This is a genomic window from Citrobacter sp. C5_2 (assembly GCF_014596845.2).
Lineage (GTDB): Bacteria > Pseudomonadota > Gammaproteobacteria > Enterobacterales > Enterobacteriaceae > Citrobacter > Citrobacter werkmanii.
In genome coordinates this window covers 4,215,419-4,235,054 of record NZ_CP115032.1, presented here as the reverse complement: position 1 = coordinate 4,235,054, position 19,636 = coordinate 4,215,419, and the positions used below count along the sequence as shown (strand labels likewise).

At 54.8% G+C, this 19,636-nt stretch carries 15 protein-coding genes; all 15 read left to right on the top strand.

Going from position 1 to position 19,636, the window contains the following annotated elements; translation table 11 throughout:
* The first annotated feature begins 8 nt into the window (after positions 1 to 8).
* Positions 9 to 1,775 (top strand): peptidoglycan glycosyltransferase FtsI, encoded by a 1,767-nt coding sequence (ftsI, locus tag ICA20_RS20635; RefSeq protein WP_038637202.1) that lies wholly within the window; start codon positions 9 to 11, stop codon positions 1,773 to 1,775.
* Complete coding sequence (gene murE, locus ICA20_RS20630; RefSeq protein WP_038637205.1) at positions 1,762 to 3,249, top strand: UDP-N-acetylmuramoyl-L-alanyl-D-glutamate--2,6-diaminopimelate ligase; 1,488 nt, start codon at positions 1,762 to 1,764, stop codon at positions 3,247 to 3,249. The genes ftsI and murE overlap by 14 nt, the downstream gene beginning before the upstream one ends.
* Entirely contained in the window at positions 3,246 to 4,604 is a 1,359-nt protein-coding gene (gene murF, locus ICA20_RS20625; protein ID WP_038637208.1) for a UDP-N-acetylmuramoyl-tripeptide--D-alanyl-D-alanine ligase, read from the top strand. Before murE ends, murF begins: the two co-directional genes overlap by 4 nt.
* On the top strand, positions 4,598 to 5,680 hold the full coding sequence (gene mraY / locus ICA20_RS20620; RefSeq protein ID WP_016151694.1) for a phospho-N-acetylmuramoyl-pentapeptide-transferase: 1,083 nt from the start codon (positions 4,598 to 4,600) through the stop codon (positions 5,678 to 5,680). The genes murF and mraY overlap by 7 nt, the downstream gene beginning before the upstream one ends.
* A gap of 2 nt (positions 5,681 to 5,682) precedes the next feature.
* Entirely contained in the window at positions 5,683 to 6,999 is a 1,317-nt protein-coding gene (gene murD / locus ICA20_RS20615) for a UDP-N-acetylmuramoyl-L-alanine--D-glutamate ligase (RefSeq protein ID WP_038637211.1), read from the top strand.
* Positions 6,999 to 8,243, top strand: a complete 1,245-nt coding sequence (gene ftsW, locus ICA20_RS20610) for a cell division protein FtsW (protein WP_038637214.1) — start codon at positions 6,999 to 7,001, stop codon at positions 8,241 to 8,243. Before murD ends, ftsW begins: the two co-directional genes overlap by 1 nt.
* Positions 8,240 to 9,307: an undecaprenyldiphospho-muramoylpentapeptide beta-N-acetylglucosaminyltransferase gene (gene murG / locus ICA20_RS20605; RefSeq protein ID WP_038637216.1), complete on the top strand. Its 1,068-nt coding sequence runs from the start codon at positions 8,240 to 8,242 to the stop codon at positions 9,305 to 9,307. The genes ftsW and murG overlap by 4 nt, the downstream gene beginning before the upstream one ends.
* Before the next feature lie 51 nt (positions 9,308 to 9,358).
* A complete protein-coding gene (gene murC / locus ICA20_RS20600; RefSeq protein WP_038637219.1) occupies positions 9,359 to 10,834 on the top strand; it encodes a UDP-N-acetylmuramate--L-alanine ligase in 1,476 nt (491 codons plus the stop codon).
* The gene (locus tag ICA20_RS20595; protein WP_038637221.1) at positions 10,827 to 11,747 is read left to right on the top strand and encodes a D-alanine--D-alanine ligase; all 921 of its coding nucleotides are present in this window, start codon (positions 10,827 to 10,829) and stop codon (positions 11,745 to 11,747) included. The genes murC and ICA20_RS20595 overlap by 8 nt, the downstream gene beginning before the upstream one ends.
* Before the next feature lies 1 nt (position 11,748).
* Positions 11,749 to 12,582 carry a cell division protein FtsQ gene (gene ftsQ, locus ICA20_RS20590; protein WP_038637223.1) on the top strand — a complete coding sequence of 278 codons (834 nt, stop codon included), beginning with the start codon at positions 11,749 to 11,751 and terminating at the stop codon, positions 12,580 to 12,582.
* Entirely contained in the window at positions 12,579 to 13,841 is a 1,263-nt protein-coding gene (ftsA, locus tag ICA20_RS20585) for a cell division protein FtsA (RefSeq protein ID WP_003018755.1), read from the top strand. Before ftsQ ends, ftsA begins: the two co-directional genes overlap by 4 nt.
* 62 nt (positions 13,842 to 13,903) lie before the next feature.
* Entirely contained in the window at positions 13,904 to 15,055 is a 1,152-nt protein-coding gene (gene ftsZ / locus ICA20_RS20580) for a cell division protein FtsZ (protein ID WP_003018753.1), read from the top strand.
* A 100-nt stretch (positions 15,056 to 15,155) separates the two neighbouring features.
* Positions 15,156 to 16,073, top strand: a complete 918-nt coding sequence (lpxC, locus tag ICA20_RS20575) for a UDP-3-O-acyl-N-acetylglucosamine deacetylase (protein WP_006686706.1) — start codon at positions 15,156 to 15,158, stop codon at positions 16,071 to 16,073.
* Positions 16,074 to 16,355: 282 nt separating this feature from the next.
* Positions 16,356 to 16,862: a secA translation cis-regulator SecM gene (gene secM / locus ICA20_RS20570; RefSeq protein ID WP_038637228.1), complete on the top strand. Its 507-nt coding sequence runs from the start codon at positions 16,356 to 16,358 to the stop codon at positions 16,860 to 16,862.
* A gap of 60 nt (positions 16,863 to 16,922) precedes the next feature.
* Positions 16,923 to 19,628, top strand: a complete 2,706-nt coding sequence (gene secA / locus ICA20_RS20565) for a preprotein translocase subunit SecA (protein WP_038637231.1) — start codon at positions 16,923 to 16,925, stop codon at positions 19,626 to 19,628.
* Positions 19,629 to 19,636: the final 8 nt, after the last annotated feature.

Sequence of the window (19,636 nt, the reverse complement as noted above, 5' to 3'; positions counted from 1 at the left end):
CGCGACGCATGAAAGCAGCGGCAAAAACGCACAAACCAAAACGCCAGGAAGAACAAGCCAACTTTGTCAGTTGGCGTTTTGCGTTACTGTGCGGCTGTATTTTGCTGGCACTGGGTTTCCTGCTGGGACGCGTCGCCTGGCTGCAAATCATCGCGCCGGATATGCTGGTGCGTCAGGGCGACATGCGCTCCCTGCGCGTACAGGAAGTCTCTACATCGCGCGGGATGATTACCGACCGTTCGGGCCGTCCGCTGGCGGTGAGTGTTCCGGTGAAGGCGATTTGGGCCGACCCGAAAGAGGTGCATGACGCAGGCGGCGTGAGCGTTGGTGAACGCTGGAGAGCGCTGTCGACCGCGCTTAATCTCCCGCTCGACCAGCTGGCTTCCCGTATTAACGCCAACCCGAAAGGGCGCTTTATCTATCTGGCGCGTCAGGTTAACCCTGACATGGCCGACTACATCAAAAAACTCAAGCTGCCAGGTATTCACCTGCGTGAAGAATCCCGTCGTTACTATCCTTCCGGAGAAGTGACCGCTCACCTCATTGGCTTTACTAACGTTGATAGCCAGGGGATTGAAGGCGTTGAGAAGAGCTTCGATAAGTGGCTCACCGGACAGCCGGGCGAACGTATCGTACGTAAAGACCGCTATGGCCGCGTAATTGAAGATATCTCCTCTACCGACAGCCAGGCGGCGCACAACCTTGCGCTGAGCATTGATGAGCGTTTACAGGCGCTGGTCTACCGTGAACTGAATAATGCCGTCGCGTTCAACAAAGCGGAATCCGGCAGCGCCGTGCTGGTGGATGTCAACACCGGTGAAGTGCTGGCGATGGCAAACAGCCCGTCCTACAACCCCAATAATCTCTCCGGTACGCAAAAAGATGTCATGCGTAACCGTACCATTACCGACGTGTTTGAACCGGGTTCTACCGTCAAACCAATGGTGGTAATGACGGCGCTGCAGCGTGGAGTGGTACGCGAAAATACCGTACTCAATACGATTCCTTACCGAATTAATGGTCACGAAATCAAAGACGTGGCGCGTTATAGCGAATTGACCCTTACCGGGGTTTTGCAGAAGTCGAGTAACGTCGGTGTTTCTAAGCTGGCGTTAGCGATGCCGTCCTCAGCGTTAGTAGATACTTACTCACGTTTTGGGCTGGGAAAAGCGACCAATTTGGGGTTGGTCGGAGAACGCAGTGGCTTATATCCTCAAAAACAACGGTGGTCTGACATAGAGAGGGCCACCTTCTCTTTCGGCTATGGGCTAATGGTAACCCCGTTACAGTTAGCGCGAGTCTATGCAACGATCGGCAGCTATGGCGTTTATCGCCCGCTGTCGATTACCAAAGTTGACCCTCCTGTTCCGGGCGAGCGTATTTTCCCGGAAGCGACCGTTCGTACCGTGGTGCACATGATGGAAAGCGTAGCGCTGCCCGGAGGCGGCGGCGTGAAGGCGGCGATTAAAGGCTATCGCATCGCCATCAAAACCGGTACGGCGAAAAAAGTAGGGCCGGATGGTCGCTACATCAACAAATACATTGCTTATACCGCAGGCGTTGCGCCTGCGAGTCAGCCGCGCTTCGCGCTGGTTGTTGTTATCAACGATCCGCAGGCGGGTAAATACTACGGTGGCGCCGTTTCCGCGCCGGTCTTCGGTGCCATCATGGGCGGCGTACTGCGCACCATGAACATCGAACCGGATGCGCTGGCAACGGGCGATAAAAGTGAATTTGTGAATAATCAAGGCGAGGCAACAGGTGGCAGATCGTAATTTGCGCGACCTTCTTGCTCCATGGGTGCCGGGTGCACCGGAGCGAGCACTGCGGGAGATGACGCTCGACAGCCGTGTGGCTGCATCGGGCGATCTCTTTGTCGCAGTATTGGGTCATCAGGCGGACGGGCGTCGGTATATCCCGCAGGCGATAGCGCAAGGTGTGGCTGCCATTATTGCAGAAGCAAAAGATGAAGCGACTGATGGTGAAATTCGTGAAATGCACGGCGTTCCGGTTATCTATCTCAGCCAGCTTAATGAGCGTTTATCTGCACTGGCGGGCCGTTTTTACCACGAGCCTTCTGAAAAAATGCGTCTGGTTGGCGTGACCGGGACCAACGGTAAAACGACCACTACTCAATTGCTGGCGCAGTGGAGCCAACTGCTGGGTGAAACCAGCGCGGTGATGGGAACCGTTGGCAATGGTCTGTTGGGCAAAGTGATCCCGACAGAAAATACCACCGGTTCAGCCGTTGATGTCCAGCATGTACTGGCGGGGCTGGTTGCACAGGGCGCCACGGTTGGCGCGATGGAGGTCTCTTCCCACGGTCTGGTTCAGCATCGCGTCGCGGCGCTGAAGTTTGCCGCATCAGTGTTTACTAACTTAAGCCGTGACCATCTCGACTACCACGGTGACATGGAACATTACGAAGCCGCGAAATGGCTGCTGTACTCTACGCACCATTGCGGTCAGGCCATCGTCAATGCGGATGATGAGGTCGGTCGTCGCTGGCTGGCCAAACTTCCGGATGCGGTGGCCGTTTCGATGGAAGACCACATCAACCCGAACTGTCATGGTCGTTGGTTAAAAGCCGTTGAGGTGAAGTATCACGACAGCGGGGCAACGATTCGCTTTACCTCCTCATGGGGGGAGGGCGAAATTGAAAGCCGCCTGATGGGCGCGTTTAACGTCAGCAATCTGCTGCTGGCGCTGGCAACGCTGCTGGCGCTGGGGTATCCGTTAGCTGATTTACTAAAAACAGCGACACAATTGCAACCGGTTTGCGGGCGCATGGAAGTATTCAGCGCGCCGGGCAAAACCACCGTGGTGGTTGATTATGCCCATACGCCGGATGCGCTGGAAAAAGCGCTGCAGGCGGCGCGTCTGCACTGTACCGGCAAACTGTGGTGCGTCTTTGGCTGCGGTGGCGATCGTGACAAAGGCAAACGTCCGCTGATGGGCGCGATTGCCGAACAATTTGCTGATGTGGTCGTGGTGACTGATGACAACCCGCGTACCGAAGAGCCGCGCGCCATCATCAACGACATTCTGGCGGGGATGCTGGATGCCGGACAGGCGAAGGTGATGGAAGGTCGCGCCGAAGCAGTGACTAACGCCATCATGCAGGCGAAAGAAAACGACGTGGTGCTGGTGGCCGGGAAAGGGCACGAAGACTACCAGATCGTTGGTTCACAGCGTCTCGACTATTCTGACCGCGTCACGGCAGCGCGTCTGTTGGGGGTGATCGCATGATTAGCGTAACGCTCAGCCAACTGGCGGAGATCCTCCGTGGCGAACTAAAAGGGGGCGACCTGACCCTCGATGCAGTGACAACCGATACGCGTAAAGTGACGCCGGGCTGCCTGTTTGTGGCGCTGAAAGGCGAACGCTTTGATGCCCACGATTTTGCTGACAAGGCGAAAGATGGGGGAGCAGGCGCGCTGTTAGTCAGCCGTCCACTCAATATTGATTTACCGCAGGTTATTGTAAAAGACACCCGTCTGGCGTTCGGCGAACTGGCAGCGTGGGTTCGCGCCCAGGTTCCGGCGCGCGTGGTCGCGCTAACCGGCTCATCCGGCAAAACGTCTGTTAAAGAGATGACGGCATCCATTCTGAGCCAGTGTGGCAACACCCTATACACCGCGGGCAATCTGAACAACGACATCGGTGTACCGATGACGTTGCTGCGCTTAAACAACGATTACGACTATGCCGTGATCGAGCTCGGCGCCAATCATCAGGGCGAAATCGCCTGGACCGTTGGCCTGACGCGTCCGGAAGCGGCGCTGGTGAACAATCTTGCTGCCGCGCATCTGGAGGGTTTCGGCTCTCTGGCGGGCGTTGCGAAGGCTAAAGGTGAGATTTTTGGCGGGCTGTCAGCGAATGGCATCGCCATCATGAACGCTGATAACAACGACTGGCTGAACTGGCAGAGCGTCATTGGCGATCGCAAAGTCTGGCGCTTCTCCCCGAATGCGGCCAACAGCGATTTTTCGGCGGCTAACGTTCACGTGACCTCGCACGGTACGGAGTTTTCGCTGCGCACGCCAACCGGAAGCATTGATGTTCTGCTGCCGTTGCCGGGTCGTCACAACATTGCCAACGCCCTGGCGGCGGCTGCGCTCTCTATGGCGGTAGGCGCGACGCCTGAGGCGATCAAAGCGGGCCTGAAGGATCTGCAAGCGGTACCGGGGCGTCTGTTCCCGATTCAACTGGCAGAAAATCAGCTGCTGCTGGACGACTCCTACAATGCTAACGTCGGCTCGATGACCGCAGCGGTACAGGTGCTGTCCGAAATGCCGGGCTACCGCGTGCTGGTGGTGGGCGATATGGCAGAGCTTGGCGCGGAAAGCGAAGCATGTCACGTACAGGTAGGTGTTGCTGCGAAAAACGCGGGCATCGACCGTGTACTGAGTACAGGGAAACTGAGTCAGGCAATTAGCGACGCCAGCGGCGTTGGCGAGCATTTTGCGGATAAAACCGCGCTGGTCGCGCATCTCAAGGCGCTGATTGCGGAACATCAGATCATGACGATTTTAGTGAAGGGTTCACGTAGTGCCGCCATGGAAGAGGTAGTACGCGCATTACAGGAGAATGGGACATGTTAGTTTGGCTGGCCGAACATTTGGTCAAATATTATTCCGGCTTTAACGTCTTTTCCTATCTGACGTTTCGCGCCATCGTCAGCCTGTTGACCGCGCTGTTCATCTCTTTGTGGATGGGCCCGCGCATGATCGCCCGCCTGCAAAAAATGTCCTTTGGACAGGTCGTACGTAACGACGGCCCGGAATCACACTTTAGTAAACGCGGTACGCCGACCATGGGCGGGATCATGATCCTCACCGCGATTGTTATCTCCGTGCTCCTGTGGGCATACCCGTCGAACCCATACGTCTGGTGCGTGCTGGTGGTATTGGTCGGTTACGGGATTATTGGTTTTGTCGATGACTACCGCAAAGTGGTACGCAAAGACACTAAAGGTCTGATCGCGCGCTGGAAATATTTTTGGATGTCGGTGATTGCGCTGGGCGTAGCCTTTGCGCTGTACCTGGCGGGGAAAGATACCCCGGCGACCGAACTGGTCGTGCCGTTCTTTAAAGACGTGATGCCGCAACTGGGACTGTTCTACGTCCTGCTGGCGTACTTCGTCATTGTGGGTACCGGTAACGCGGTCAATCTCACCGATGGTCTGGATGGCCTGGCGATTATGCCGACCGTGTTCGTGGCTGCGGGTTTTGCGCTGGTGGCATGGGCGACCGGGAACATGAACTTCGCTAACTATCTGCACATTCCGTATTTACGCCATGCCGGTGAACTGGTGATCGTCTGTACGGCGATTGTCGGCGCGGGGTTAGGCTTCCTGTGGTTTAACACCTATCCGGCGCAGGTCTTTATGGGCGACGTCGGATCGCTGGCGCTGGGCGGCGCGCTGGGCATTATTGCCGTGCTGCTGCGTCAGGAGTTCCTGCTGGTGATCATGGGCGGCGTATTCGTCGTAGAAACGCTGTCGGTCATTCTGCAGGTCGGTTCCTTTAAGCTGCGCGGACAGCGCATCTTCCGTATGGCGCCGATTCACCACCACTATGAACTGAAAGGCTGGCCGGAACCGCGCGTGATTGTGCGCTTCTGGATTATTTCGCTGATGCTGGTGCTGATTGGCCTGGCAACGCTGAAGGTACGTTAATCATGGCTGATTACCAGGGTAAAAAAGTCGTCATTATCGGTCTGGGTTTGACCGGGCTGTCCTGCGTGGATTTCTTCCTGGCGCGTGGCGTGACGCCGCGCGTGATGGATACCCGCGCGACGCCGCCGGGCCTGGATAAATTACCGGAAGCGGTTGAGCGTCATGTTGGCAGCCTGAATGATGACTGGCTGCTGGACGCCGATCTCATCGTCGCCAGCCCTGGTATTGCCCTGGCGCACCCTTCACTGAGCGCCGCCGCCGATGCGGGGATTGAAATTGTCGGTGACATCGAGCTGTTTTGTCGCGAAGCACAGGCGCCGATCGTCGCGATCACCGGCTCTAACGGTAAGAGCACGGTTACGACGCTGGTTGGCGAAATGGCAAAAGCGGCAGGCGTTAACGTCGGCGTAGGCGGTAACATTGGCCTGCCAGCACTGATGTTACTGGACGCCGAGCGTGAGCTATATGTGCTTGAGCTATCCAGCTTCCAGCTTGAAACGACCTCCAGCTTACAGGCCGTAGCCGCCACCATTTTGAATGTCACCGAAGATCATATGGACAGGTATCCGTTTGGCTTGCAGCAGTATCGTGCGGCCAAACTGCGCGTTTATGAGAATGCGAAAGTCTGCGTGGTCAATGCGGATGATGCGCTGACCATGCCGGTTCGTGGCGCAGATGAGCGTTGTGTGAGCTTCGGTGTCAACATGGGGGACTATCACCTTAATCGTCAGCAGGGCGAAACCTGGCTGCGGGTGAAGGGTGAAAAAGTTCTCAACGTGAAAGAGATGACGCTTAGCGGCCAGCATAACTATACCAACGCTCTGGCAGCGCTGGCGCTGGCTGATGCAGCGGGTCTGCCGCGGGCGTCAAGCCTGAAAGCGCTGACCACCTTTACCGGACTGGCGCATCGTTTCCAGTTGGTACTGAATCATAACGGTGTGCGTTGGATCAACGATTCAAAAGCGACCAACGTCGGCAGTACCGAAGCGGCGCTCAATGGCCTGCATGTTGACGGTACGCTGCACCTGCTGCTGGGCGGCGACGGGAAATCCGCTGACTTTATGCCGCTGCAACGTTACCTCACCGGCGACAATATCCGTCTGTACTGCTTTGGCCGTGATGGCGCGCAGCTTGCGGTGCTGCGACCTGAGGTTGCCGAACAAACCGAAACCATGGAGCAGGCAATGCGTCTGCTCGCGCCGCGCGTGAAGCCGGGTGATATGGTGCTGCTGTCGCCAGCGTGTGCCAGCCTCGATCAGTTCAAGAACTTTGAGCAACGCGGTGACGTCTTTACGCGTCTGGCGAAGGAGTTGGGTTGATGCGTTTATCTCTCCCTCGCCTGAGAATGCCGCGCTTACCGGGACTGGGTGTCCTGGCGTGGATCTTCGCGGCACTCAAAGGCTGGGTGATGGCTTCGCGCGATAAAGACGCGGACAGCCTGATCATGTATGACCGCATGCTGCTGTGGCTGACCTTTGGTCTGGCGGCAATTGGTTTCATCATGGTGACATCGGCATCAATGCCGGTAGGACAACGTCTGGCGGGCGACCCCTTCCTGTTTGCTAAACGTGACGCGCTGTACATCTTCCTGGCGTTCTGTTTGGCGATGGTCACGCTGCGTTTGCCGATGGCGTTCTGGCAGAAGTACAGCACTACGATGCTCATCGCCTCGATCATCATGCTGCTGATCGTGTTGGTGGTGGGGAGCTCCGTTAACGGGGCATCGCGCTGGATTGCTCTGGGGCCGCTGCGTATTCAGCCTGCGGAATTTACCAAGCTGTCGCTGTTCTGTTATCTCGCCAACTACCTGGTACGCAAGGTGGATGAAGTGCGAAACAACCTGCGCGGCTTCCTGAAACCGATGGGCGTGATCCTGGTGCTGGCCGTATTACTGCTGGCGCAGCCTGACCTCGGTACGGTAGTGGTGCTGTTTGTCACCACGCTGGCGATGCTGTTTCTTGCCGGGGCTAAATTGTGGCAGTTCATTGCGATTATCGGCATGGGGATATCGGCGGTCGTGCTGCTGATCCTTGCCGAACCGTATCGTATTCGTCGCGTAACCTCTTTCTGGAATCCATGGGAAGATCCGTTCGGCAGCGGATACCAGTTGACGCAATCGCTAATGGCGTTTGGCCGTGGTGAGGTTTGGGGGCAAGGGTTAGGCAACTCAGTCCAAAAACTGGAGTATTTACCGGAAGCGCACACCGACTTCATCTTCGCCATCATTGGGGAAGAACTGGGTTATATCGGTGTGGTATTGGCACTTTTAATGGTATTCTTCGTCGCTTTTCGCGCGATGTCGATTGGCCGTAAAGCGCTGGAAATTGACCACCGTTTTTCAGGCTTTTTAGCCTGCTCCATCGGGATCTGGTTTAGCTTCCAGGCGTTAGTAAACGTCGGCGCGGCGGCAGGTATGCTGCCAACCAAAGGCCTGACGCTGCCGCTTATTAGTTATGGTGGTTCCAGTTTGTTGATAATGTCGACGGCCATCATGTTTTTGTTACGTATTGATTATGAAACGCGTCTGGAAAAAGCCCAGGCGTTTACACGAGGTGCACGATGAGTGGTCAACCGAAGCGGTTAATGGTGATGGCAGGCGGTACCGGCGGGCATGTGTTCCCGGGACTGGCGGTCGCGCATCATTTAATGGCCCAGGGCTGGCAAGTTCGTTGGCTGGGCACCGCCGATCGTATGGAAGCGGACTTAGTGCCGAAGCATGGCATTGAAATTGACTTTATTCGCATCTCCGGTCTGCGTGGCAAAGGCGTTAACGCACTGCTTGCCGCACCCGTGCGTATTTTTAACGCCTGGCGTCAGGCGCGCGCCATCATGAAGCAATTCAAGCCTGATGTGGTGCTCGGTATGGGCGGTTACGTGTCAGGTCCTGGCGGCTTGGCCGCATGGTCATTAGGTATTCCGGTCGTACTGCATGAGCAGAACGGCATTGCGGGATTAACCAATAAATGGCTGGCAAAGATTGCAACGAAGGTTATGCAGGCTTTCCCCGGTGCTTTCCCGAATGCGGAAGTGGTCGGGAACCCGGTACGCACGGACGTGCTGGCGCTGCCATTACCCGAAGCGCGTCTGGCTGGACGTGAAGGCCCGGTTCGTGTGCTGGTGGTCGGTGGTTCTCAGGGCGCGCGCGTTCTCAACCAGACGATGCCGCAGGTTGCCGCAAAGCTTGGCGAGGCGGTGACTATCTGGCACCAGAGCGGTAAAGGTGCGCAACAAACCGTTGAACACGCTTATGCCGAGGTCGGACAACCGCAGCATAAGGTCACTGAGTTTATTGATGATATGGCCGCCGCTTATGCATGGGCGGATGTTGTAGTGTGCCGTTCCGGCGCGCTGACGGTGAGTGAGATTGCCGCCGCAGGCTTACCTGCGCTGTTTGTGCCGTTCCAGCACAAAGACAGACAGCAGTACTGGAATGCGTTGCCGCTGGAAAAAGCGGGCGCCGCCAAAATTTTAGAGCAACCACAGTTTACTGTGGATGCCGTCGCCAGCACCCTTGCCGGGTGGTCGCGAGAAACTTTATTAACCATGGCAGAACGTGCGCGCGCCGCATCCATACCGGATGCCACCGAACGCGTTGCAAATGAAGTGAGCCGGGCTGCCCGGGCGTAATTGTGGTGATGCCTTTTGCATCGCATGAACTAAGAAGTTAATGGCTAAAGAATGAATACACAACAACTGGCAAAACTGCGTTCCATCGTGCCCGAAATGCGTCGCGTTCGGCACATTCACTTTGTCGGCATCGGTGGTGCTGGTATGGGCGGTATTGCCGAAGTTTTGGCCAATGAAGGTTATCAGATCAGCGGTTCTGACTTAGCGCCAAATCCGGTGACGCAGCAGTTGACGAATCTCGGCGCCACGATTTTCTTCAACCATCGTCCGGAAAACGTACGCGATGCGAGCGTGGTGGTGGTCTCCAGCGCCATTTCTGCGGATAACCCTGAAATTGTTGCGGCGCATGAAGCGCGCATTCCTGTGATCCGTCGCGCTGAAATGCTGGCGGAGTTAATGCGTTTTCGTCACGGCATCGCCATTGCCGGGACGCACGGTAAAACCACGACCACGGCGATGGTCTCCAGTATTTACGCGGAAGCGGGGCTGGATCCGACCTTTGTTAACGGTGGTCTGGTGAAGGCCGCAGGCGTTCATGCACGTCTGGGTCATAGCCGTTATTTGATTGCCGAAGCGGACGAGAGCGATGCGTCGTTCCTGCATTTGCAGCCGATGGTGGCGATTGTCACCAATATCGAAGCCGACCATATGGATACCTACCATGGCGACTTCGAAAATTTAAAGCAGACGTTTATTAATTTCCTGCATAACTTGCCGTTTTATGGTCGTGCGGTGATGTGCGTTGACGATCCGGTGATCCGCGAACTGCTACCGCGAGTTGGCCGTCAAACCACAACCTATGGTTTCAGTGATGATGCCGATGTACGCGTTGAAGATTACCAGCAGATCGGCCCGCAGGGTCACTTCACCTTGGTGCGTCAGGGGATGGCCGAACTACACGTAACGTTGAACGCGCCGGGCCGTCACAATGCGCTGAACGCCGCGGCTGCGGTGGCGGTCGCAACGGAAGAAGGTATTGAAGACGACGCGATCCTGCGCGCGCTGGAAAGTTTCCAGGGGACCGGACGCCGTTTTGACTTCCTCGGCGAATTCCCGCTTGAGCCGGTTAACGGTAAAGCCGGGACCGCGATGCTGGTTGATGATTACGGCCATCATCCAACGGAAGTGGATGCCACGATTAAAGCCGCGCGCGCAGGCTGGCCGGACAAAAATCTGGTGATGCTGTTCCAGCCGCATCGGTATACGCGTACGCGCGATTTGTACGATGACTTTGCCAACGTGCTGACTCAGGTTGATGCGCTGTTGATGCTGGATGTATACGCCGCGGGCGAAGCCGCCATTCCAGGCGCTGACAGCCGCTCGCTGTGCCGTACTATTCGTGGTCGCGGTAAGATCGATCCTATTCTGGTATCCGATCCGGCCCAGGTGGCAGAAATGTTGGCACCGGTATTAACCGGCAACGATCTGATTTTGGTGCAAGGCGCTGGAAATATCGGCAAAATTGCGCGTTCCTTAGCTGAAATCAAACTGAAGCCGCAAAATCCGGAGGAAGAACAACATGGCTGATAAAATCGCGGTCCTGTTAGGGGGCACCTCCGCAGAACGAGAAGTGTCGCTGAACTCTGGCGCGGCTGTGCTCGCCGGGTTGCGTGAAGGCGGCGTGGATGCCCATCCGGTTGACCCTAAAGAGGTTGATGTCACTCTTCTGAAATCAATGGGTTTTCAGAAGGTGTTTATTGCGCTGCACGGCCGTGGCGGTGAAGATGGCACGTTGCAGGGCATGCTGGAGCAAATTGGCCTGCCTTATACCGGCAGCGGCGTCATGGCTTCCGCGATTTCGATTGACAAACTGCGCAGCAAGCTGCTGTGGCAGGGCGCAGGTTTACCCGTCGCGCCATGGGTTGTGTTGACCCGCGCTGAGTTCGAAAAAGGTCTTAGCGATGAGGTAGTTGCAAAAATTTCTGCGTTAGGTTTGCCGCTGATTGTTAAGCCAAGCCGTGAAGGTTCCAGCGTAGGGATGTCAAAAGTTGAAGAAGAAAATGCTTTGCAGGGTGCATTAGCATTGGCTTTTCAGCATGATGAAGAAGTACTGATTGAAAAATGGCTCAGTGGCCCGGAATTTACCGTTGCGATACTCGGCGAAGAAATTTTACCGTCAATACGTATCCAACCCGCGGGAACCTTCTATGATTATGAGGCGAAGTATCTCTCTGATGAGACACAATATTTCTGCCCTGCAGGTCTGGAAGTCGAGCAAGAGGCCCAATTACAGGATTTAGTCCTGAAAGCGTGGACCGCCTTAGGCTGTAAAGGTTGGGGGCGCATTGACGTCATGCTGGACAGCGATGGCCAGTTTTATCTGCTGGAAGCCAATACCTCTCCGGGTATGACCAGCCACAGCCTGGTGCCGATGGCAGCGCGTCAGGCGGGTCTGAGCTTCTCGCAGTTGGTGGTAAGAATTCTGGAGTTGGCGGACTGATATGTCGCAGGCTGCGCTGAACACGCGAAACGGTGATGAAGAAGACGTAAATTCCTCACGCCGCAATAATGGAACGCGTCTTGCAGGAATACTGTTCCTGCTGACAGTGCTGTGCACCGTGTTTGTCAGCGGCTGGGTCGTGTTGGGATGGATGGAAGATGCGCAGCGTTTGCCGTTGTCAAAACTGGTGTTAACCGGCGAACGGCATTACACGCGCAATGACGATATTCGTCAGTCCATTCTGGCGCTGGGCGCGCCGGGAACCTTTATGACCCAGGATGTGAACATCATCCAGAGTCAGATTGAACGCCTCCCGTGGATTAAACAGGCGAGCGTCAGAAAGCAATGGCCTGATGAATTGAAGATTCATCTGGTTGAATATGTGCCAATTGCGCGTTGGAATGACCAGCACATGGTGGATGCTGAAGGCAATACGTTCAGCGTCCCATCCGGTCGGGCCAATAAGCAGGTATTACCCATGTTGTACGGACCGGAAGGTAGCGCAAGTGAAGTGCTGCAAGGGTTCCGCGATATGGGGCAGGTGCTGGCTAAGGATAGATTCACCCTGAAGGAAGCGGCGATGACCGCGCGTCGTTCCTGGCAGTTGACGCTAAATAACGATATTAAGCTCAATCTGGGCAGGGGCGATACGATAAAACGTTTGGCTCGCTTTGTGGAACTCTACCCGGTTTTACAGCAGCAGGCGCAAACCGATGGCAAACGGATTAGCTACGTTGATTTGCGTTATGACTCAGGAGCGGCAGTAGGCTGGGTTCCCTTGCCTCCTGAGGAATCTAATCAGCAACAGAATCAGGCACAGGCAGAACAACAATGATCAAGGCGACGGACAGAAAACTGGTAGTTGGACTGGAGATTGGCACCGCGAAGGTAGCCGCTTTAGTAGGGGAAGTTCTGCCCGACGGTATGGTCAATATCATTGGCGTGGGCAGTTGCCCATCGCGAGGTATGGATAAAGGCGGGGTGAATGACCTTGAGTCTGTGGTGAAATGCGTACAGCGCGCCATTGACCAGGCTGAGCTGATGGCAGATTGCCAGATATCCTCGGTGTATCTGGCGCTTTCCGGCAAACACATTAGCTGTCAGAATGAAATTGGTATGGTGCCCATTTCCGAAGAGGAAGTGACGCAGGAAGATGTGGAAAACGTCGTACATACGGCAAAATCCGTACGCGTGCGCGATGAACATCGTGTTCTGCACGTTATTCCGCAGGAATACGCCATTGACTACCAGGAAGGTATCAAAAATCCGGTAGGTCTTTCCGGCGTACGTATGCAGGCAAAAGTGCATCTTATTACCTGCCACAACGACATGGCGAAGAATATTGTCAAAGCCGTTGAACGTTGTGGTCTGAAAGTTGACCAACTGATTTTCGCCGGACTGGCAGCCAGTTATTCCGTGTTGACGGAAGATGAACGTGAACTGGGTGTCTGCGTGGTAGATATTGGTGGTGGTACAATGGATATCGCCGTTTATACTGGCGGGGCGTTGCGCCATACCAAAGTGATCCCTTATGCAGGGAATGTGGTGACCAGCGATATCGCGTATGCCTTTGGTACGCCGCCGAGCGATGCTGAAGCCATCAAAGTACGTCATGGCTGCGCGCTGGGCTCCATCGTCGGTAAAGACGAGAGCGTTGAGGTGCCAAGCGTGGGCGGTCGTCCGCCGCGTAGCCTGCAGCGTCAGACTTTGGCAGAGGTCATTGAGCCGCGTTATACCGAGCTGCTCAACCTGGTCAACGAAGAAATTTTGCAATTACAAGAACAGCTTCGCCAGCAGGGGGTGAAACATCATCTGGCGGCGGGGATTGTGTTAACCGGTGGCGCAGCGCAAATTGAAGGTCTTGCAGCCTGCGCACAGCGCGTGTTCCATACGCAAGTCCGTATTGGCGCACCGCTGAATATTACCGGTCTGACGGATTATGCCCAGGAGCCGTATTATTCAACGGCAGTGGGGCTGCTTCACTACGGGAAAGAGTCCCATTTGAGTGGTGAGGCTGAAGTTGAAAAACGCGTAACGGCGTCAGTTGGCTCGTGGATTAAACGACTCAATAGCTGGCTGAGAAAAGAGTTTTAATTTTTAAAGAGACCGACGCACATTAAAGGTCTCAGGCGACAGGCACAACGGAGAGAGAAACTATGTTTGAACCTATGGAACTAACCAATGACGCGGTGATTAAAGTCATCGGCGTCGGCGGCGGCGGCGGTAATGCCGTTGAACACATGGTGCGCGAGCGCATCGAAGGTGTTGAATTCTTTGCGGTGAATACCGACGCTCAGGCGTTGCGTAAAACGGCGGTTGGACAGACCATTCAAATTGGTAGCGGCATCACCAAAGGTCTGGGCGCGGGTGCAAACCCGGAAGTCGGTCGTAATGCGGCAGACGAAGATCGTGAAGCTCTGCGTGCAGCGCTTGACGGTGCAGACATGGTGTTTATCGCAGCAGGAATGGGCGGCGGTACCGGAACCGGTGCTGCGCCAGTGGTTGCTGAAGTGGCAAAAGATTTAGGTATCCTGACCGTTGCTGTCGTGACTAAGCCTTTCAACTTTGAAGGCAAGAAGCGTATGGCATTCGCGGAGCAGGGTATCACCGAACTGTCCAAACACGTGGACTCTCTGATCACTATCCCGAACGACAAACTGCTGAAAGTGCTGGGCCGTGGTATCTCCCTGCTGGATGCGTTTGGCGCAGCGAACGACGTGCTGAAAGGCGCAGTCCAGGGTATCGCTGAACTGATCACGCGTCCGGGCCTGATGAACGTCGACTTTGCAGACGTGCGCACCGTGATGTCCGAAATGGGCTACGCGATGATGGGCTCCGGCGTGGCAAGCGGTGAAGACCGTGCGGAAGAAGCGGCTGAAATGGCTATCTCTTCCCCGCTGCTGGAAGATATCGATCTGTCTGGCGCGCGCGGCGTGCTGGTCAACATTACTGCGGGCTTCGACCTGCGTCTGGATGAATTCGAAACCGTCGGTAACACCATCCGTGCCTTTGCATCGGATAACGCGACCGTGGTTATCGGTACCTCTCTGGACCCGGATATGAACGACGAACTGCGCGTGACCGTTGTTGCGACTGGAATTGGTATGGACAAGCGTCCTGAAATCACTCTGGTAACCAACAAGCAGGTCCAGCAGCCGGTAATGGATCGTTACCAGCAGCACGGTATGGCGCCGTTGACGCAAGAGCAAAAACCGGTTGCGAAAGTGGTTAACGACAATACGCCGCAAACCACCAAAGAGCCGGATTATCTGGATATCCCTGCGTTCCTGCGTAAGCAAGCTGATTAAGAATTAGCTGGAATTTGGGAATTGTGGCTCTTTGTGCTAAACTGGCCCACCGAATGTATAGTACACTTCGGTTGGATAGGTAATTTGGCGAGATTATACGATGATCAAACAAAGGACTCTTAAACGTATCGTTCAGGCGACTGGCGTCGGTTTGCATACCGGCAAAAAAGTCACCCTGACATTACGCCCTGCGCCGGCCAACACCGGGGTCATCTATCGTCGCACCGACTTGAATCCTCCGGTAGATTTCCCGGCCGATGCCAAATCTGTGCGTGATACCATGCTCTGTACGTGTCTGGTCAACGAGCATGATGTACGGATTTCAACCGTTGAGCACCTTAACGCTGCTCTGGCGGGCTTAGGTATCGATAACATCGTTATTGAAGTTAACGCCCCGGAAATCCCGATTATGGATGGCAGTGCCGCTCCGTTCGTCTATCTGCTGCTTGATGCGGGTATTGAAGAACTTAGCAGCGCCAAAAAATTTGTTCGCATCAAAGAGACCGTTCGTGTCGAAGATGGCGATAAGTGGGCTGAGTTTAAGCCGTATAATGGTTTTACGTTGGATTTCACCATCGACTTTAACCATCCGGCAATCGACTCCAGCACGCAGCGCTACGCGATGAACTTCTCTGCGGATGCGTTCATGCGCCAGATCAGCCGCGCGCGTACTTTCGGCTTCATGCGTGATATCGAATATCTGCAGTCCCGCGGCCTGTGCCTGGGCGGCAGCTTCGATTGTGCCATCGTTGTTGACGATTATCGCGTATTGAACGAAGACGGCCTGCGTTTTGAAGACGAATTCGTTCGTCACAAAATGCTCGACGCGATTGGTGACTTGTTCATGTGTGGTCACAACATTATTGGTGCATTCACCGCGTATAAATCCGGTCATGCATTGAATAATAAATTGTTGCAGGCGGTCCTGGCGAAACAGGAAGCCTGGGAATATGTGACCTTCCAGGACGATGCAGAACTGCCGTTGGCGTTCAAAGCACCTTCGACCGTACTGGCATAACGACATACGCTGTCGCATAAATTCGACTGGTTAATCTGGCACTCTCTCCGGCCAGGTGAACCAGTCGTTTTTTTATTTTCCGATTGCAAACCACCTTCCCTGAAGCGACTTTCTCCCCACCGGCAGAGTAAAATAGCGTTCGATCGCTGCTTTCTTAAGCATATTTACCCGCGACTTGCGTCATTACTGCTGTGGTGCGAACGCATTAATGGTAATATTTGTGCGCAAAAAATGGTTTTGCATATGTAACCCCAAACGCAGGGTATATCAGGTGGCAATAACGTGAGTGGAATACTGACGCGCTGGCGACAGTTAGGCAGACGGTACTTCTGGCCGCATCTCCTGTTGGGGATGGTCGCGGCTAGTTTTGGCCTGCCCGCGCTTGGTAATGCTGCTGAACCTAATACCCCCGCGAAGGCGACCGCCAGCAATCACGATCAAGGCGCTAAAGTTAACTTTAACCAGCTTGCTTTGCTGGAAGCGACCAATCGCCGCCCGAATTTTACCGTCGACTACTGGCATCAGCATGCTATTCGTACGGTTATTCGCCATCTTTCTTTTGCTATGGCTCCTCAGGCGCTGCCCGTTGCCGAAGAGCCGTTGCCAATCCAGGCGCACCATCTTGCGTTATTGAATACGCTCAGCGCGATGCTGACGCAAGAAGGCAGACCGCCAGCGACCGTGAGTCGCGTGACATACTCCCACTTTACCTCTCAGGCCGCGTTTAGCGTTCCGGTCTGGATCAGCCAGCTGCAGGGTATCCGCGCTGGCCCTCAACGCCTCAGCTAAAAAAGAACCTTCCAACTTATAATTTTTGACTCCGCACCGCGGGGCGTTTGAGATTTTATTATGCTAATCAAATTATTAACAAAAGTATTCGGTAGCCGTAACGAACGTACGCTGCGTCGTATGCGTAAAGTGGTCAATGTCATCAACGCCATGGAACCGGAGATGGAAAAACTCTCCGATGATGAGCTGAAAGCAAAGACCGCGGAATTCCGCGCCCGTCTGGAAAAAGGCGCCAGCGTTGAGAGCCTGATCCCGGAAGCGTTCGCGGTGGTTCGCGAAGCGAGTAAGCGTGTGTTCGGCATGCGCCACTTCGACGTTCAGCTGCTGGGCGGTATGGTGCTTAACGATCGCTGCATCGCGGAAATGCGTACCGGTGAAGGTAAAACCCTGACCGCAACGCTGCCGGCGTACCTGAACGCGTTAAGCGGGAAAGGCGTACACGTGGTTACTGTGAACGACTACCTGGCCCAGCGTGACGCCGAAAATAACCGCCCGCTGTTTGAATTCCTCGGCATGACTGTCGGTATCAACATGTCTGGCCTGCCAGCGCCAGCTAAGCGTGAAGCTTATAATGCCGATATTACCTACGGCACCAACAACGAATACGGCTTTGACTACCTGCGTGACAACATGGCGTTTAGCCCGGAAGAGCGTGTTCAGCGTAAACTGCACTATGCGCTGGTCGATGAAGTCGACTCCATCTTGATCGATGAAGCGCGTACGCCGCTGATCATTTCCGGTCCGGCTGAAGACAGCTCGGAAATGTATAAAAAAGTGAACAAAATCATTCCGCACCTGATCCGTCAGGAGAAGGAAGATTCCGACACTTTCCAGGGTGAAGGCCACTTCTCCGTTGATGAGAAAGCGCGCCAGGTTAACCTGACCGAACGGGGTCTGGTGCTGATTGAAGAACTGTTGGTGAACGAAGGCATTATGGATGAGGGCGAGTCGCTGTACTCTCCGGGCAACATTATGCTGATGCACCACGTGACTGCCGCACTGCGCGCGCACGTGCTGTTTACCCGTGACGTCGACTACATCGTGAAAGATGGCGAAGTTATCATCGTCGACGAACACACTGGTCGTACGATGCAGGGGCGTCGCTGGTCCGATGGCCTGCACCAGGCTGTTGAAGCGAAAGAAGGCGTGGAAATCCAGAACGAAAACCAGACGCTGGCATCCATTACCTTCCAGAACTACTTCCGTTTGTACGAAAAACTGGCCGGTATGACCGGTACTGCAGACACTGAAGCGTTTGAATTCAGCTCCATCTACAAACTGGATACCGTGGTCGTTCCGACCAACCGTCCGATGATCCGTAAGGATTTACCGGATCTGGTGTACATGACCGAAGCGGAAAAAATTCAGGCGATTATTGAAGATATTAAAGAGCGTACCGCAAATGGCCAGCCGGTGCTGGTGGGTACTATCTCCATTGAAAAATCGGAAGTGGTCTCTAACGAGCTGACCAAAGCAGGCATTAAGCACAACGTGCTGAACGCCAAGTTCCACGCCAGCGAAGCGGATATCGTCGCCCAGGCGGGTTATCCGTCAGCCGTCACTATTGCGACAAACATGGCGGGTCGTGGTACCGATATCGTGCTGGGTGGTAGCTGGCAGGCGGAAGTTGCCGAGCTGCAAGACCCAACTCCGGAACAGATCGCCCAGATCAAAGCTGATTGGCAGGTTCGTCATGACGCGGTGTTAGCGGCCGGCGGTTTACATATTATCGGTACTGAGCGTCATGAATCTCGTCGTATCGATAACCAGCTGCGTGGTCGTTCCGGTCGTCAGGGGGATGCGGGTTCGTCTCGTTTCTACCTGTCGATGGAAGATGCGCTGATGCGTATTTTTGCCTCTGACCGTGTGTCCGGCATGATGCGTAAACTGGGTATGAAGCCGGGTGAAGCGATTGAACACCCATGGGTGACGAAAGCGATTGCAAACGCGCAGCGTAAAGTGGAAAGCCGCAACTTCGATATTCGTAAGCAACTGCTGGAATATGATGACGTTGCTAACGATCAGCGCCGCGCAATCTACACCCAGCGTAACGAACTGCTGGATGTCTCTGACGTTAGCGAAACCATTAACAGCATCCGCGAAGACGTCTTCAAAGCGACGATTGATGCCTATATTCCGCCGCAGTCTCTGGAAGAGATGTGGGATATTCCGGGTCTGCAGGAGCGCCTGAAAAACGACTTTGATCTGGATATGCCGATTTCAGAGTGGCTGGATAAAGAACCTGAGCTGCACGAAGAAACGCTGCGCGAACGTATTCTGGCAAACGCGGTAGAAGTTTATCAGCGTAAAGAAGAAGTTGTGGGCGCAGAGATGATGCGTCACTTCGAAAAAGGCGTGATGCTGCAAACGCTCGACTCGCTGTGGAAAGAGCACCTGGCGGCGATGGATTACCTGCGTCAGGGTATCCACCTGCGTGGTTACGCGCAAAAAGATCCGAAGCAGGAATACAAGCGTGAATCCTTCTCTATGTTTGCATCAATGCTGGAATCACTGAAGTATGAAGTGATCAGCACCCTGAGCAAAGTTCAGGTACGTATGCCTGAAGAAGTAGAAGCGATGGAGCAGCAGCGTCGTGAAGAAGCTGAGCGTTTAGCGCAGATGCAGCAGTTGAGCCATAAAGGCGACGATGCCGCCGCGGCAGAAGAGATGGCAGCACAAACCGGCGAGCGTAAAGTGGGTCGTAACGATCCGTGCCCTTGCGGTTCCGGCAAAAAATACAAACAGTGTCATGGCCGTCTGAGCTAAGAAAATAA